The following is a 15036-nucleotide window of genomic DNA, read 5'->3' on the forward strand; positions in this document are numbered from 1 at the left end:
CTAGGCCGGTCCTACGACCGTCGTCCCCCGGTCGGGGGACGACGGGACCCCCCGCCCGGTCCCCCGGCCGGCCGGGACGCGGCGGGCGGGCCGCCGCCTAGCGTGGGCGGCGTGGAAAGGACTGGGAAAGGAGGAGACCTCATGACCAGGATCAGGACACCGGCCGCCCGACGCGATCCCCGCGCTCCCCGCCCACACGGCCGGGACGGCACGGCGGCCCTCACGGTGGCCGCCCTCGTGGTACTGGAGGCGGTGGCCCTCCGGCTGGTACCGACCGCCGACTGGCCCCTGGCCACCGTGGCCCTGGGCGCCGCCCTCGCCGCGGTCGCCGTGACGGCCCACGCCCTGGGCCGCCGCTCCCTCCCGCCCCTCTGCTCCCTCCGGACCCGCCGTTACCTCCCGTCCCGCCGCGGCCCGCGTGCCCCGGCACCCGACGACCCCCTGTTCGACGCCGCCACCCGGGACAGCCTCCCGCCGGCCGCCCTGCGCGCCGCCCTCCCCTCGTCGGACCCGGCGGCCGAGAACCGGCTCCAGGTGGCCTGGATCCTCGCCCGGCACGGACACGACGCGGCCTGGCTGCGCCGGTACCTGGACCTGCCGCCCGGGGTGGCGGACGCCCTCGTCCGCGCGGCGGACGCGGAACAGGGGCCGCCGCGTGACGCGAACGACGGTGGCCCGCCGCACCGGGCGGCTCCTACGCCGCCTGCTGCCCCTGCTCGGCCGCACCCTGACGGACGGCTGACGGACCCTGCCTACCGCCCGCCGCCCGCCCGCGTCCGGCAGTAGGCGTCGCGCCCCGCGCGGTATCCCGGTGCGCCGGGGACGCTCAACAGGACCGCCCAACGCGCGGCGTTCGCCTCGATGGCGTCCTCGGCGCGCCGCCGGGCCTCCGGGCCGTCGGCTTCCGCCAGGCGGCGGGCGTGTTCCCAGGCGGTCTCGCGCCACAGGTGGAACAGTTCACCCGCGGTGGGCCGGGCGAGCGGGTTCCAGCGGGCGTCGCCGAGGGCGAGGAGCGGGTCGTAGCGCCGGGCGATGTCCTCGACGGCGGGCTGGTAAGCGCGGTCGAGGACGGCCTGGACGCGTTCGTAGTCGGGCTTCCGGGACGTACCGTCGCGGGCCCGGAGCCCGAGCGCGGCCAGGACGTACGGCATGTCGCGCTGGATGTGGGCGTTCGCGCCGAGCAGCGCGTCCTGGCCGGCGTTGAGGTCGCCGGAGCGGGCGGCGGCGAAGGCGGCGCGCCAGGCGGCCGGGACCGGGCGGCCGGCGCGGTCCGCGTGGTAGGCGGCCAGGTAGCGGTTGACGAAGCCGGTGTTGAGGCTGCCGCCGGCCCAGGCCGGTTCCTCGAACGCGCCCTCGCGCACGGCCGCCGCCAGCGACTCCTCCAGCCGCGTGTAGACGGCGGCGAAGGGCGCCCGGTGGTCGCAGCCGAGGCCGTCGCGGAGCCGGCCGAGCGTGCGGGCCGCCTCGTCCGCGCAGCCGGCCGGCGGCCCGGCGCAGTGGAGCTCGTGGGGGACACCCCCGGCCGGCCCGGCCGGGGCCGCCCCCGCGGGGTCCGCCGCGGCCGGGGAGAGCAGGAGCAGCAGCGAGGCGGCGACGACGGCCGCCCGCCGCGCCGTTCCGGATCCGGTCACCGCACCACTCCCCCGCCCCTCGGTCCCGCCGCAGTCGTCACGCGGTGTCAACGACGGCGCCGGGACGGGCGTTGCGGGGGCAGGGGGAGCACTCGGGCGCACACCGGAGGCGTTTCAGGACATTCCGCCCGTTCGGTCCCGTCCACGGCTCTCTCTCCGGCCGTCGCCGCGCGTCCGAAAACATCCCCTGCCGGTCCCCGGCCTCTTGCAAGAGCCTTCCTCCCGGCCGCTTTCCCGACAGAATCTCTGGGCACTGCCTGACCATCCGAACCGGCCGACGGCGCGCCGGCGTCGCTCCGACGCCCCCGGCCCGGCCGGCCGTTCACACCGTCGGGCCGACCGAGCCGATCACGACCGACCACGACCGACCACGACCGACCACGACCGACCACGACCGACCACGACCGACCACGACCGACCACGACCGACCACGACCGACCACGACCGACCACGACCGACCATGAACGACCATTCCTGAGACACCACTGAGACACCAGGGGGGAACGTGCATCGCATGCGGGGCATGAGCCGTAGAGGACTGCTACGGGCGGGGCTGGGCGCCGGGGGCGCGGCCTGGGCGGCGGCGCACGCGCTGCCGGGGACGGCGTCGGCGGCGGCGCCCGCGGGGCGGGTCGGCTCCGCGCCCTGGGCCGCGCCGGCCGTACGGCAGGGGGTGTTCCCGGAGTGGGCCCGGTACGCCCGGGTGGCGGACGGCACCTTCGACGAGGACGCCGACCCGGTCCGCGACATGAAGCCGGTGATCAACGCCCTGAAGGCGCAGAACGTCAGCGTGATCGAGCTGGACACCATCCTCTCGAACTGGCTGACCCAGGAGGAGTTCGACTTCCACGTCAAGCAGGTCGGCCGGTTCACCGAGCTGGCGCACGCCGCGGGGATCCGGGTGGTCATGTACTACCCGTCGCTGGAGCTGATCAGCGTCGGCGGCGAGAAGGGACGTTCCTTCTACAAGAACGACCACGGCAAGGAGTGGGTACAGCTCTCCCTCGACGGCCAGCCGAACGTCTTCTACGGCAGCCTCGTCGTCTGGGTGGACCCGGGCGACGAGAGCTGCTGGCTCAGCCCCAACTCCCCGTGGCGCGACTACTACCTGGCGCGGGTCAAGGCCCTGGCCGGCTCGGGCCTGGACGCGATCTGGCCGGACGTGCCCATCTACTTCGACGGCAAGGCCAGCTGGTGCGACGCCTCGCCGTGGGCCGCGGCGGCGTTCAAGGCCGATACTGGCCTCCCGCTCCCGAAGAAGGCGGACTTCGGGGACACCACGTTCCGCAGGTTCGTCGAGTGGCGCCACCGCAACCTGCTCCAGTGGCAGCTCGACATCGCCGCCGCGGGCAAGTCGGCCAACAAGGACCTGGTCACCTTCGTCGAGACGGTGAGCATGGACTACCAGTACGCCACCTCCATCGGTCTGGACGGCGCGTACCTGCGGCAGGCTGAGGGCGTCAGCCACGCCTGGGAGGTGGACATCCTCGGCAACTACGACGGCATGCGGCACGCCACCGCGTCCGACTGGACGTGTCTGATCTCCATGTACAAGTACGCCCGCGCGGCGAGCGGCGCCAAGCCGGCCTGGGCGTTCTCGTACGGCTGGAAGGCCGACGACGCCTCGCTGGTGATGGCCGAGCTGCTGGCGGCCGGCTGCAACCCGTACGAGGTCAAGAGCCCGTTCAAGAACGAGACGACCGACGCGAAGATGCGGACCCGGATGTACGGGTTCGTGGCGGCGCACCAGCAGCGGCTGTACGACGCGGTCCCGGCCGCCGAGGTCGGCGTCTACCACTCGACCGCCTCCCGCGACTACGTCAGCCCCTCGGCCGGCACCGGCATGTACGTCAACGCCAAGAAGCCGTCCGGGGTCAAGGAGTGGTGGAGCGAGGGCACCCCGGAGGACAGCTGCACCACGATGCCGTGGCTCGGGGAGTTCCGGGGCACGGTGAAGGCGCTGGTGTACGGGCACGTGCCGTTCGACACCGTGCCGAGCGTGGGGGTGACGGCGGCGGACCTGGCCCGGTTCAAGGTGCTGATGCTGCCCAACCTCCAGGCCGTCTCGGACGCCGAGGCGGAGGTGCTGCGCACCTGGGTGGCGGCCGGCGGCACCGCGGTGATCAGCGGCCCGGCGCCCACCGCGCTCACGGAACTGGGCGCGGCGCGGGACGAGTTCGCCCTCGCCGACGTGCTCGGGTTCCGCAAGCGGGATCCGCTCCCGGCCACCAAGGAGAACCGTTTCGGTGCCGGGAACTGCCACTACGTCAAGGACCTGCTCGGCCGGACGTTCCTGTCGGCCACCGGGCAGGCCGGCGCCGACGCGCTCCTGGCACCGGTCCTCGCGGCGGCCCCGCCGGCCGTCACGTTCGCGGGCGACCGGCGCGTCCACCTGGAGCTGAGCCGGCTCGGCGACGACCTCGTCGTCCAGCTGGTCAACTTCACCTGCTTCGGCGACAAGCCGGCCGCGTTCGCCGTCAAGCCGGCCGCCTGCTCGGTGACCGTCGCCGTGCCGGAGGGCAAGCGGGTGACGGCCGCCGCGGTGAGCTCCCCGGACGCGGCCTCGCCGGCGCCGCGGCCCGTGACCTGGACGACGTCCGGGGCGACGGCCACCGTCGAGCTCACGGTGGCGCAGTACTCACTGCTGACCGTCACCCTGGCCTGACGGGCCCTCCGGCCGGGCCAGCGCCCGCAGCGCCGCGGCGGAGGGCGACCCCTCCGCCGCGGTGTAGGCCACCATGATCTCCTCGGGGTTGTCGGTGAGCTGGAAGGTCTCCCAGCTCAGCTCCAGCGTCGTCCCGGCCGCCGCGCAGCTGAGCCGACAGGTGGCGTGGGTGATGTCGAGGACCGGCAGTTCCGACCAGATCCGGTCGAAATCGGCGCTGGCCGTCCGGAGTTCGGCGACGTGCCGGGCGAGCTCCCGGTCGTGGGGCCACCGGCCGGTCACCGAGCGCAGATAGGCCACCGTCTCGTGGGCCTTGGCCTCCCAGTCGAGGTAGAGCGTCCGGGCCCGCGGATCGGTGAAGACGATCCAGCCGATCGTCCGGCGTTCCGCCGGGATCCCGGCGAAGTCGACGAACACCCGGGTCGCCAGCCGGTTCCAGGCGAGGATGGCGCCGTCGCGCCCGACGAGGTAGGCGGGGCTGCCGTCCAGGGTGTCGAGCAGCCGGCGGACGCTCGCCCGTACCCGGGGCCCGGCGGCCGCGGGTTGCGGGCCGGCCGCGGGCGGCACGCCCCCGGGCAGCGGGTCGTGCCGGTCGGGACGGGCCAGGTCGCGCAGGTAGCGCCGCTCGCCGGGGCTGAGCCGCAGCGCGTCGGCGACGGCGTACAGCACGGCGTCGGACACCAGCGACGCGTTGCCGCGTTCCAGCCGGATGTAGTGGTCGACGCTCACCGCGGCCAGCGCGGCCACCTCCTCGCGGCGCAGGCCGGGCACGCGGCGCGGGCCGTGCGCGGGCAGCCCGACGTCGCCGGGGTTCAGCCGGGTGCGGCGGGAGACGAGGAAGTCACGAAGGGCGATCTTGGCGTCCACTCCCGCATTCTCCGCAGCCGCCGGTGCCGCGGGGCAGTCGCCAACCGGCCACTTTCCGGCGGCTCCGGGTGCCCTGCCAAGCCCGCTGCCAGGGCGAGTCCTGCCCTCCCTCGCGGGGCACCGACCGGGGGATGCTGGTTCCGCTTTCCCGTACGTCCTGTGGTTCCCGACCGTCCGGTGCCGGGCCGCGGGCCCGGCGTACCGGCGGCACCGCGTGCGGCCTCGCGCGGTCGCCGGGGTACGCCGGGAACGGCCCCGCGGCCCGGCACCGGACGGTCCATATCCTCTGGGAGGAGCGAAATGCCCGCTATGCCCTCGGCGTTCAGGATCGGGGCACGGCGCCCGGCCGGGCGCGGCCCACCGCGGTACCGCGCGGCGCGGGGACGCGCCACAGGGCGGACGGGCGGTCGTCCCCGCCCGGATGGGACTCGAACGCGATCCACTTCCCGTCCGGCGACCAGCTGGGGGCGCCGTCGTACGAGCCGTCGTGGCGGGTGACGCGGACCGGGGGGCCGCCGGTCACCGGGACGGCGAAGATCTGCGGCAGCTCCAGTCCGCCGGAGGTGGAGGAGAACACGACCCACTTCCCGTCGGGTGACCAGCTGGGGTCGGTGTGCTCCCCGTCCCCCTGGACGGGGAGCTCGCGGAGCCCGCCGCCGTCCGCGTCCATGACGTACAGGCGCCAGTCCTCGCCGCCCTGCCGGCGGCGCTGGAAGACCAGCCGGTCGCCGGCGGGTGACCAGTTGGGCTGCCGGTTGTCGGTCCGGGTGGCGGGTCCGTCGACGAGTCTGGTGCGTCCGGTGCCGTCGCGCCGGACCTTCCAGAGCGAGCCGTCGCCGCCGGAGCCGTCCTCGCGTTCGGTGCTCTCCTGGAAGACGATCCACCGCCCGTCCGGGGAGAAGCTGGGTTCCAGGTACCCGGTGTCGCCGTCGTGTTCCGTCACCCGCTCGGGCCGGCCGCCGGGGCGCAGCACCCAGACCTCGTCGCGGCCGGCGCGGTCGGAGGCGAAGGTGACGCCGGCGGCGGGGTTCCAGCTGGTCCCGGGCAGGTTGACGGCGGCGCGGTCGCTCTCGTCGAGCAGGGTCCGGGGGGCCTGCCGGCGGGGGCCGCCGAGGGGGAGGGTGCGCAGGGCGGCGGGGCCGGCGTTGTAGCCGTCGTGGAAGACCGTGAAGAGGAGGGACGCGCCGTCCGGCGAGAAGGCGGGGTTCTGGGCGCTGGCCCGGCCGCCGGGGCGGTGGAGGAGTTCGGCGCCGTCGCGGCGGGTCTCGGGGTGCGGGCCGGCGGACCGTGGGGAACGGGGGTTCTCACGGTCGTCGGAGCCGTTGGACCCGCCGGACCCGTCGGAGTCCTCGGAGTCGGAGCCCGCCTCGCAGGCGGTCAGCAGGATGGCGGCGGCGAGCAGGGCGGCGAACGGACGTCTGCGCACCGGGCTGACGCTAGCGCAGGGGGCGCTCCGGGTCCGGCGGACGGCGGATTGCCCCGGTACACCACGTTCTCTCGCGCCCGGGTCAGTCGTCCTTCACGGCGAGGCCGACGTGCTGGGCGAGGGCGGGGGCCAGGTCGAAGAGCTGCGGTGTGCTGATCGTCGCGCCGCCGAGGTCGCCCAGCCCGGCGGCGATGCCCAGGGCGGTGGCCTCGCGCAGGTCGACCTTGGCCAGGGTGGCCCGGTCGAACCGGGCGCGCTCCAGGGTGGAGCCGGGGAAGTGGACGTCCGTCAGCGTCGCGCCGCCGAAGTCCACGTCCCGCAGCAGGCAGTCGACGAACGCGACCTCGCGCAGGGTGGCCGCGCGCAGGTTGACCGAGTCGAGCTTGCACTGGCGGAAGACGACGCGGCGCAGCTCGGCGCCGTGGATCTCGGTGCCGGCGAGGACGCCGGCGGTGAACTCGACGTCCAGCCAGGTGGTGTCCGCGAGGCCGGTGCCGACCATGCGGGTGGCGTGCAGCCACACGTCGTCGAACCGGGAGCGCCGGAAGCTGCCACGCTCGAAGACCGCCGAGGAGAACGCCGCCTCACTGAAGAGGGAGCGGCCGCCCTCCGCGTCCTCGAAGACGCAGCCGTCGAAGTGGACGCCCTCGTGGCTTTCCGCCCGTTCCATCGCGCCGGTGAAGGGTGCGAGGCGGTGGGCGTAGGGCAGTTCGGCCAGTTCCCGGGGGGCGGGGATGCGCATGGCCCGCACCCTACGCGACGGGCCCGCGGCCCTGCTGTCAGGATGTGCCGCCCAGCAGGGAGGTCACGAGGTTGACCAGCTTCGTGAGGTCGTCGAGGACCGCTTGCGCGTCCCCGGGGACGGCGGTGAGGTTGGCCGTGAGCAGGTCCTCCAGGAGCTTGGCGACGTCCTGGACGAGCTTGTCCAACGTGGCCGTGATGTCATCGGCGACGTCCCGCCTGGGGACGGTGCCCGGGCGGCTCTGCTTCGCCGGCTGCTGGGCCTGCTGGGTGTGCGCCTTGACCGAGGCCCGCAGCGCGGCGGCCTGCTCCGTGAGCTGACGCTGCATCTCGCGGAGCTTCGTCATGTCCGGCTTGGCCGTCTGGGCGTCCTTGGCGATCCGGGCGCCCAGCGAGAGGGTGTCGCCCAGGCTCCCGACCGTGGTCAGCCGGTCGGCGGTGCCCGGCGCGGGCGCCGACGTCACCGCCGCCGGCCGCTCCGGCTCCGGATCCGCCGCGAGCGCCGGTCCGGCCGCGGCCAGGGCCAGCGAGCAGCAGGCCGCTAGGACGGTGGTGGTCGTTCTGCTGATGCGCATGCGGGCAACTCCCTCCAGGAACGTCCCTCAGGGGACGAGGCCCACGGTGTGCCGCGGCGTGGGGGCTCGCAACCGCTGGCGGGGGTGCGGCCGGCTGTTTCGGCTGCCGCTCGGGGCTGCTTTGGCCTGCGGTTTCGCCTGGCGCGGCCGGCTTGGCGCGGCGCTGCGGGGGTTGCGGCCGATAGGGTGCCCCGGTCCCGCCCCTTCGCCGATTCCTGGGGCTGCGCCCCAGACCCCGCTGATCGCGGCTTCGCCGCTCGTCCTCAAACGCCGGACGGGCTGGATGGTGCCTGAGCGGGCACTTCAGCCCGTCCGGCGTTTGAGGACAGCGCCCGAAGGGCGCTTCGGGGGTCTGGGGGCTGGCCCCCAGGAAACGGCGAAGGGGCGGGGCCGGGGCACAATCATCACGTGCCACGAAACGCGATCACCCCCCCCACCCCCTGCCCCTGCGGCCTCCCCGCCCCCTACGGCGACTGCTGCGGCGCCTTCCACGAAGGCCGCAAACAAGCTCCCACGGCCGAGCGCCTCATGCGCTCCCGCTACAGCGCCTTCGCCGTAGGCGACGCCGCGTACCTCCTCCGCACGTGGCACTCGGATACGCGACCGCCGTCCCTGGACCTGGACCCCACGGTCCACTGGACGGGACTGGAGATCCTGGGCACGTCGGCCGGCACGGCCTTCCACCAGGAGGGAACGGTGGAGTTCCGCGCCCACTGCGAGGTGCGGGGTCACAAGGACGCGCAGCACGAACTGAGCCGCTTCGTGCGGGAGAACGGTGCCTGGGTGTACGTGGACGCCGCCTGAGTACGTGTGAGGGAAGCGGCCGGTGGCGTCCGGCGCGTCACAGAAGACGCGCCAGGGCCGTCTCGGACGGACTCCCGGCCGTCGCCTGATACACGATGATGACCTGTTGTTCGGCGCCGCCGACGGTGAGCGCCTGCCGTCGCAGAGCGAGGCCGCCGACCACCGGGTGCGTGAAGCGCTTGAGTTCGTCCCGGGCGGGCCGCGTCTCGTGGCGCGTCCACAGACGACGGAACTCCGCGTCCGTCTCCAGCTCGGCGACCAGGCGGACGGTCCTGGGGTCGCGTGGACCGGCTTCGGCGCGCAGGGCCGCCGCGGTCTGCGCCGCCACCTCCGCCCAGTCGGGGAAGAGCCGCCGGGACGCCGGGTCGAGGAACACCGCTCGCACCAGGTTGCTCCCGGGCTCGTACATCGGGGCGAGCGCGCGGGCCCGCTTGTTCGCCGCCAGGACGTCGAAGTACCGGTTTCGCACGTAGGCGGGGCGGTCCGTCCAGGCGTCGAGCAGCCGGTGCACGTCCGCGGAGACCTCGGTCCGTGACGGCGGCACGGGGGCGGGGCCGGCGAGGGCGTGCAGGTGGGCGGTGGCGTCGGCGTCCAGCTTCAGCGCCCGCGCGAGGGAGTTCAGCACCTGGGGCGAGGGATGCCGGTCGACGCCCTGTTCGAGGCGGACCAGGTACGGCTCGCTGATCCCGGCGAGCCGGGCCAGTTCCTCCCGGCGTAGTCCCGCCACCCGGCGACGTCCGCCCGCGGGCACCGCCACGTCGGCCGGGGCGACCCGTCCGCGCCGGGCCTTGAGGAACTCTCCCAGGAGGTTGTCGTCCACCATGCCGCGAGGGTAACCCCGCGGGGGTGCTGGCTGCCGGGATGCGAACGGCGCAGGCTCGATGTCATGAAGATCTGGTTCGTCACCGGCGCGTCCCGCGGCTTCGGCCGTATCTGGGCCGAAGCCGCTCTCGATCGCGGCGACCGCGTCGCCGCCACCGCACGTGATCCCGAGGCGCTGCGGCCTCTCCTGGACTCCCACGGGGACGCTGTCCTCCCCCTGAGACTCGACGTGACCGACCGCACCGCCGTGACCGCCGCGGTGCGGCGGGCCGCCGAGACCTTCGGCCGCCTGGACGTGGTCGTCAACAACGCGGGTTACGGCCTGTTCGGCATGGTCGAGGAAACCACCGAGGAACAGGCTCGCGCCCAGCTCGACACCAACCTGTTCGGCCCGTTGTGGGTGACGCAGGCGGCCCTGCCGTACCTGCGGGCCCAGGGCAGCGGTCACATCCTGCAGGTCTCCAGCCTCGGTGGCCTCGCCGCCTTCCCCACGCTGGGGCTGTACAACGCCTCCAAGTGGGCCCTGGAGGGGATGAGCGAGGCCCTGGCCCAGGAGGTCGCCCCCTTCGGGATCCACGTGACTCTGGTCGAACCCGGCCCCTACGGCACCGACTGGTCCGGGGCCTCCGCAGCGCACACCGAGCCGCTCCCCGCCTACGAACCCGTCCGCGCCGCGCGCCGGGCCGGTGCGACCGCCCGCAGGCCACGGGACGCGCGGGGCACCGCCGCCGTCGTCCTCGAACTCGTCGACGCCGACGCACCACCCCTGCGGCTCTTCCTCGGCACCTACCCCTATCCGGTCGTCGAGGCGGCCTATCGGGAGCGGCTCGACACGTGGAACGCCTGGCGGCACCTCGCGTCCCGTGCGTGACCGGCGCGGAGCACCCGGTCGCCGCAGGCGGGAGTTGCCGTAGGCCCCGTCGTCGTGGTGCTTGCCCGGCCCACGCCGCCGGGGTCCGCCGGGCGGCCGGAGCGCCGGCGGACGAGTCGCGGGCGACGCGATACGCGCCTCAGCACCCGGCTCCGGCCGCGCGTACGTCGGCGAGCGCTCGCCGCGCCAGCGGGCCGAAGTCCTCGGTGTCGCCGGTGTCGGTCCACTGGTCGAAGGCGATCTCCCAGGCGAGCATGCCCAGTTGCGTGGCCACGCGCGCGGTCAGGCTCGGGACTCCGCGGCGGGCGAGGGCGTCGGTCATCGAGGCGGTGAGGTCGATCCTTTTCAGGGCTTCGCGTTCCCGCAGTTCCGCATGGGCGTCGAGTACGGCCTGGCGCCGGCGGCTGAACTCCCGGCGGTCGGCGGTGAAGAACGTCCGGCCGAGCGCGTCGAGGGCGTCCGCCACCGCGTCGAGCGGCCCGGCCGCCAGCGGAGCCGAGGCGATCCCTTCGACGAGCAGACCGGTCACCGCGCCCCTGCCGAAGAGCACCTCGCGCTTGTCCGGGAAGTACCGGAAGAACGTGCTCTTGGTGAGCCCCGCGCGCTCCGCGATCTCGATCACGGTCGTGTTCTCGTAGCCGCGCTCCTCGAAGAGGTCGAGGGCGGCGGCGGCGAGTCGTCCGGGTGCGTCGGGTTGCCAGCGAGCCATGAGAACAGTGTACGGGACTTGGTCCCATCGCTGGTGTACGGTCGATAAGACCAAGTCCCATCACTGCCCAGGAGAGGTCACCGATGAGCAGAGCTGTCCGCTACCGGCGATTCGGCGGTCCCGAAGTACTCGAACTGCAGGAGATACCCGAGCCGCACGCCGCCCCGGACGAGGTGCGCGTCCGGGTCACGACCGCCGGGCTGAACCCGGTGGATTGGCAGATCACCACCCAGCCCGACATGGCGGCGCGGTTCGGTATCACCCTCCCGGCCGGCTTCGGCGGCGACTTCGCCGGAGTGGTGGACGAAGTGGGTGCCGGCGCCACGGGGTTCGCGACCGGCGACCGCGTGTACGGGGCTGCGATCGGCCGGGCCGTCGCCGATTTCGTGCTGGTCAAGACCCCCGCGGCAACGCTGTGGCACACCCCGGAGGGCGTCGGCGACGAGGTGGCGGGCGTGCTTCCGGTGTCCGGTCTGACGGCCTCCGCCGCGCTCGCCGCGATCGGGCTCCGCGCCGGGGACACCGTCCTGATCGGTGGGGCGGCGGGCGGCGTGGGCATCTTCGCCGTGCAGCTGGCGAAGCTCGCGGGCGCCCGGGTGCTCGGCACCGCCTCCGAGGGCACGTTCGGATTCCTGCGCGGGCTCGGCGCCGAACCCGTGGCCTACGGCCCCGGCCTGGCGGACCGGGTGCGGTCCCTGGCACCGGAGGGGATCACCGCCGCGACCGACCTGTTCGCACGGGAGACGGCCGAGACCGCACTCGCACTCGGCGTGGCACCCGAGCGGATCTCCGTCGTGGCCGACGGCCCCGCCCCGCCGCCCGGGGTGCACAAGGCGGGCGCCCTCGACGCGGGACCGGGTGCCCTGGAACGGATCGCCGACGCGATCCGTTCCGGCGAGATCACGGTGCCGGTCGCGGCGACCTTCCCGGTCGAGCGGATACGCGAAGCCGTGACGGCACAGGCCGAGAGGCACGTTCACGGCAAAATCGTGATCGCCCTGTGAACCGGCGTTCAGCGGTCGAGCGGTGCCGCGCTCGCTTCGGCCGCGGACCTCACCGCCTCCGTACGGGCCGCGCTCGCCGTCGCACTCACCAAGGGTCCGTCACCGCTCTCACTTCAGACGTCATCTCAATTGGAATGTCCGATAAGCCCTGTCGGGGTAGGGATTGTCGGGCGGCTGGTGCCGGACGAGTTGTGGGCGTCGTTCCAGCGGGTGGTGCCGGCGGCGGCGTTCGGGCCGTCCGGAGCGACGGCCCACCGGCGTTTCGCCGAGTGGTCGACGGCCAGGGTGTGGGCGAGGCTCCATCGCCTCGTCCTCGATCCCAGGCTCACCAAATGAGATGACGTCTAGGCCGGCTCCTCCCAGGCCGTCTCGTAGTACTTCACCCGCTCGTCCTCCCCCACCACCCGCATCCCGGCCGCCGTCATGACGCGGTGGGAGGGGACGTTGTCGTGGTCGGCGTCGCCCTTCACCCGGCGGACACCCCGAGCCCGCGCCGACGCCAGCGCCGCGCGCAGCGCTTCCGAGGCGTACCCCTTGCCGCGCTCGTCGGGCAGCAGCCCGTACCCGACGGTCACGGCCCCGTCCGCGTCGGCCGGCCCGTGGAAGTCCAGCCCGCCGACCACCCGCCCGTCGTCGCGGCGGCGTATCTCGTAGGCGCCGGGGTGCCGGTCGAACTCGCCGTTCTCCGCCGCCTTCAGCAGGCGGAGGGCGGCCCTGGCGTCATCCTCTTCCGGATACCCGGGCACCCAGTGCGGAAGCCGCTCCGGCCGGTCGGCCGCGATGTTCCGGGCCTCGTCGACGGTGAGCGGGTGGAGGATGAGCCGGTCGGTCACAAGATCGTCCATGGCCTGAGGGGTATCACCCGTCAGCCTGGGCCCGCATCGGATTTTGCGACGGCAGGCAACCCGTTTCGGGCCAACCCCGCCTGCTGTCGGTCTGGAGGGTGTACCGAAGGAGTCCCCGTACGGCGTCCGGTCCGTTTCCGGGGACGGGGAACACCGCCCGGCACTCGTCGAGGTTCCGCAGGGTCTCTTCGACGAAGGGGCGCGCAGGGTTCTCCGCCAAGTAGGCCCGCATCAGGGGAGCGGCCTCCTCCCACCGCCCCAGTCCGCTCAGCGCCACGATCCGGTTCCCCCGGGCGCGCACCGCGCGCGCGTCGGCGCCGGCGGCCTCGGCCGCGAGCATCTCCTCGGCGCGGCGCAGCCGCTCGGCCGCCCCTTCCGCCCCCATCAGGCGGAGGACCATCGCGTACTCGACGTGGTACCAGCCGTCGTCCGGTTCCAGGGCGATGCCGCGGTCCAGGGCGGTGAGCGCGTCCGGGTACGCGCCGAGGGCCCGGTGGGCCCGTGCCCGGGCGTGATGGATCCAGGCATGGCCGGGTCCCGGCGCGAGAGCGCGGTCGCATTCGGCCAAGGCTTCCTCGTGCCTGCCCATGGCTTCGTAGGTCTGAACTCGGAGGGCGGACACCCAGAAGTCGTCGGGGTCGGGTTCGCCGACGCGGTCGAGTTCGTCCAGGGCGTCCTCGTACCGGCCCATGGCCTGGTACGTGCGGGCGCGGCCGGCGACGCACCAGCCAAGGTCGGCCCCGAGCGCGAGGGCGCGGGCGTAGGCGGTCAGAGCCAGGTCGTACCGGCCGAGGAGGCGCGAGGTCTCGGCACTTCCGACGAACGCCCACGTGTAGTCGGCGTCCAGTTCCGTCGCCCGGATGAAGTCGGCGGAGGCTTCCTCGTACCGCCCGAGATACCGGTAGGTCTCGCCGCGGACCGAGACGGGCCAGGCGCTCTCGGGATCCAGCTCCACGGCCCGGTCGCAGTCGGCGAGCGCGGCGTCGTAACGTCCCTGGCCGATGTGGACCTGCGCGCGGCCGACCACGGGCCAAGAGTGGTCGGGCGCCGCCGAGATGACCCGGTCCAGGTCGGACAGGGCGTCGTCGTAACGTCCCATGAGCCGGTACGTCTGCCCACGGCCGGCGAGGATCCACACGTGGTCGCCGTCGGCTTCCAGGGCCCGGTCGAAGTCGGCGAGCGCCTCGGTGAAGCGCCCCAGGGAACGTAGGGTCTCACCCCGGCTTCCGAGAGCCCTCGGCGACGCTGGCTCGAGCAGGAGGGCGCGGTTGTCATCGGCCAGCGCCTCCTGGAGACGGCCCAGGGCCCGCAGGACGTCTGCACGTTCCATGAGGAGGGCGGGGTCCTCGAAAACGAGCTCGGCGGCCCGGTCCAGATCGGCCAGGGCATCCTCGTAACGCCCCATGAGCCGGTACGTCACACCCCGTCCCGCATAGCCGCGTGCCAGGCCGGGGTCCAGTGTGAGGACGGCCCCGTAGTCGGCCAGGGCATCCTCGTGCCGGTTCGCCTTGCGATGCTCCCTGCCGCGGAAGGCGTGCGCGAGGATCTGGCCCTCCCGGTCGAGGCCGGGTGTGGAGAGCACGGCGGACAAGGAGCGGACCGGGTCGGAGTCGCAGGCGGCCAGACGGCGGGCGCAAGCGGTAAGCACTTCGGAGTCGGTGTCCGTGGCCGCCTGGACGAGCATGTCGCTCCAGCGGCGCAGGGTTTCGGTGCCCTGTCCGCAGGCTCGGACCAGGTCGAGGAGCAGGGCGGGCAGCGCCTGACGCGGGTGGGCGCAGAGGAGGTGGTACGTCTCGTGGAGGCGGTGTTCGCGCCAGTCGCCGTCTTTCCAGAGGTCCTGCCAGAGGTCGTCCGGCCCATCGCCCGGTGAGCGCCCGCCCTCGGCTGCCTCTCGCCGACCGCGGTGCAGGTCCGCGAGGCGGGTGTGCTGGTCGCGCCAACGGGCCGGAAAGTTCGTGCGCTGGTGGCGGAGCATGGGCGCACGGATCACTTCGTGGTAGCGGCAGGTGCCGCCGCGGTCGGTGACGAACGGGAGGGCGCGCAGCCAGGGGTAGCCCCCGGCCGCGTCCTCCGCGA

The 15036-nt window shown here is 74.0% G+C and carries 14 protein-coding genes; 5 read left to right on the top strand and 9 right to left on the bottom strand.

Annotated elements, in window-relative coordinates; translation table 11 throughout:
- Positions 1-141 precede the first annotated feature (141 nt).
- The gene (locus JNW98_RS09535; RefSeq protein WP_223767689.1) at positions 142-786 is read left to right on the top strand and encodes a hypothetical protein; all 645 of its coding nucleotides are present in this window, start codon (positions 142-144) and stop codon (positions 784-786) included.
- On the opposite strand, the gene JNW98_RS09540 is transcribed toward JNW98_RS09535, so the two are convergent.
- Positions 753-1631 (bottom strand): DUF5995 family protein, encoded by an 879-nt coding sequence (locus tag JNW98_RS09540; protein WP_223767690.1) that lies wholly within the window; start codon positions 1629-1631, stop codon positions 753-755. The genes JNW98_RS09535 and JNW98_RS09540 overlap by 34 nt on opposite strands.
- Before the next feature lie 523 nt (positions 1632-2154).
- On the opposite strand from JNW98_RS09540, the gene JNW98_RS09545 reads away from it, so the two are divergent.
- Positions 2155-4296 (top strand): type 1 glutamine amidotransferase family protein, encoded by a 2142-nt coding sequence (locus tag JNW98_RS09545; RefSeq protein WP_223767691.1) that lies wholly within the window; start codon positions 2155-2157, stop codon positions 4294-4296.
- Here JNW98_RS09545 and JNW98_RS09550 read toward each other — a convergent pair.
- The 4 genes from JNW98_RS09550 to JNW98_RS09565 form a co-directional block, all read right to left on the bottom strand.
- Complete coding sequence (locus tag JNW98_RS09550; RefSeq protein ID WP_223767692.1) at positions 4270-5163, bottom strand: helix-turn-helix domain-containing protein; 894 nt, start codon at positions 5161-5163, stop codon at positions 4270-4272. The genes JNW98_RS09545 and JNW98_RS09550 overlap by 27 nt on opposite strands.
- Positions 5164-5485: 322 nt before the next feature.
- Positions 5486-6589 (bottom strand): TolB family protein, encoded by a 1104-nt coding sequence (locus tag JNW98_RS09555; RefSeq protein ID WP_223767693.1) that lies wholly within the window; start codon positions 6587-6589, stop codon positions 5486-5488.
- Between the two features lie 82 nt (positions 6590-6671).
- On the bottom strand, positions 6672-7331 hold the full coding sequence (locus JNW98_RS09560; RefSeq protein WP_223767694.1) for a pentapeptide repeat-containing protein: 660 nt from the start codon (positions 7329-7331) through the stop codon (positions 6672-6674).
- Between the two features lie 37 nt (positions 7332-7368).
- A complete protein-coding gene (locus tag JNW98_RS09565) occupies positions 7369-7905 on the bottom strand; it encodes a hypothetical protein (protein WP_223767695.1) in 537 nt (178 codons plus the stop codon).
- 408 nt (positions 7906-8313) lie between these two features.
- Between JNW98_RS09565 and JNW98_RS09570 the strand changes: the two genes are divergently transcribed.
- Complete coding sequence (locus JNW98_RS09570; RefSeq protein ID WP_223767696.1) at positions 8314-8709, top strand: YchJ family protein; 396 nt, start codon at positions 8314-8316, stop codon at positions 8707-8709.
- Between the two features lie 37 nt (positions 8710-8746).
- Here the strand turns inward: JNW98_RS09570 and JNW98_RS09575 are convergent, their stop codons facing one another.
- Positions 8747-9532, bottom strand: coding sequence for a helix-turn-helix domain-containing protein (locus JNW98_RS09575; RefSeq protein WP_223767697.1), 786 nt, complete (start codon positions 9530-9532; stop codon positions 8747-8749).
- Positions 9533-9595: 63 nt separating this feature from the next.
- Here JNW98_RS09575 and JNW98_RS09580 point away from each other — a divergent pair, with 63 nt between their 5' ends.
- Positions 9596-10402, top strand: coding sequence for an SDR family oxidoreductase (locus tag JNW98_RS09580; protein WP_223767698.1), 807 nt, complete (start codon positions 9596-9598; stop codon positions 10400-10402).
- 139 nt (positions 10403-10541) lie between these two features.
- On the opposite strand, the gene JNW98_RS09585 is transcribed toward JNW98_RS09580, so the two are convergent.
- Positions 10542-11111 carry a TetR/AcrR family transcriptional regulator gene (locus JNW98_RS09585; RefSeq protein WP_223767699.1) on the bottom strand — a complete coding sequence of 190 codons (570 nt, stop codon included), beginning with the start codon at positions 11109-11111 and terminating at the stop codon, positions 10542-10544.
- Between the two features lie 83 nt (positions 11112-11194).
- Here JNW98_RS09585 and JNW98_RS09590 point away from each other — a divergent pair, with 83 nt between their 5' ends.
- On the top strand, positions 11195-12115 hold the full coding sequence (locus JNW98_RS09590) for an NADP-dependent oxidoreductase (protein WP_223767700.1): 921 nt from the start codon (positions 11195-11197) through the stop codon (positions 12113-12115).
- Positions 12116-12459: 344 nt separating this feature from the next.
- Here the strand turns inward: JNW98_RS09590 and JNW98_RS09595 are convergent, their stop codons facing one another.
- Both JNW98_RS09595 and JNW98_RS09600 read right to left on the bottom strand, forming a co-directional pair.
- Positions 12460-12960, bottom strand: a complete 501-nt coding sequence (locus JNW98_RS09595) for a GNAT family N-acetyltransferase (RefSeq protein WP_223767701.1) — start codon at positions 12958-12960, stop codon at positions 12460-12462.
- A gap of 13 nt (positions 12961-12973) precedes the next feature.
- On the bottom strand, positions 12974-15036 hold a 2063-nt coding region (locus JNW98_RS09600), incomplete at its 5' end, for a tetratricopeptide repeat protein (protein WP_223767702.1).

The sequence above is a fragment of the Streptomyces huiliensis genome, assembly GCF_020037025.1.
In the GTDB taxonomy this organism is placed as follows: Bacteria; Actinomycetota; Actinomycetes; order Streptomycetales; family Streptomycetaceae; genus Streptomyces; species Streptomyces huiliensis.